This window comes from Enterobacter sp. ZOR0014 (assembly GCF_000798855.1).
GTDB lineage: Bacteria > Pseudomonadota > Gammaproteobacteria > Enterobacterales > Enterobacteriaceae > Enterobacter > Enterobacter kobei.
Window position 1 is genome coordinate 1 of sequence record NZ_JTLF01000290.1, and the last position, 1,009, is coordinate 1,009.

1 protein-coding gene is annotated in these 1,009 nt (G+C 56.7%); it reads left to right on the forward strand.

The window, feature by feature from the left end; all coding sequences use genetic code 11:
* A partial coding sequence (locus tag L977_RS15385; RefSeq protein ID WP_231563596.1) for a hypothetical protein occupies nt 1-556 on the forward strand: 556 nt, incomplete at its 5' end.
* Between the last annotated feature and the right edge of the window lie 453 nt (nt 557-1,009).

Consider the following 1,009-nt stretch of genomic DNA (forward strand, 5'->3'; position numbering starts at 1 on the left):
TTGCGGCGTCGCCCCTGCGCCCTCCGCTCAGAGCCGGGTTTTTGTGTCGGCACGGCGCAACTGGGTGCCGGATGCTGAGGATACAACCATGTTCAGACTGACCTGTATTGAACTCAATAACGGCGAATTTGCCGTGTATATCAACAACCATTATCTGTGGAGTGAGGATGCCAGCGGGGAACGACTCTACCTGGGTGAGGTGCTGGAGCAGCTTTCCCTGATGCCGGGCGTGGAAACCTGCACTATTCAAGAGGCAGTTCCGGAGGACGAAGAGTGGTGCTGGAATGACATTGCCGGTCGCGTGCTGCCGTCGCTATCCGCCAGCTGCGAGGGTGTAACCGTGGCAGCTCTCATCGCGCGCTTACAGCAGTATCCGCCGGACGCACTGTGTATGGGAACGTTCTGGCTGGCTGATGACTTTCTGTCTCTCAATGACAGCCTGACGGAGGGGGAAATTGCTGAAGCCATGCGTGTCTGTTATCGCAGCCATGATGCCAGCATCGGTTTTAACTGGGAAACCCTGCAGTTCGCTATCGACCACGTAAAGGGGCGCTGACAAAAAAAGGACACCTTCCGGGAACGGGGTGTCCTGAAATCATGCCATCCGTTTTAAGAGAAAACCCTTCAGTTATTGCCCTTGTATTGTTGCATGCTTCCTGACCATTCGCGCCTGCCATATATCGGACTTAAAAAAAACGCCACCGGCCGGAGGCGTTTCAAAACATACCAGGCTTATGATCCTACAAAGTGGTGTACTGACACGCACTTATGGTCTTTCTGTCATACACGGGAGGCGCCTTCAGCTACCAGAATCAGTACCAAAGGATGTCGGTGCCCTCCGCCTTTCTGCCGCCAGTCGGCGGCGTGTTCAACGCCGTGCCTTCACGCTAACCCGGCCGCTGCGGTCGCAAGGGTTCACGTTGTCTCCGTCCTCACCCGTTCGCACCTTTCACGGCGCATTCAGCCCGTGAAAGGCTTGCGCTGCGGCTTGCGGCGTCGCCCCTGCGCC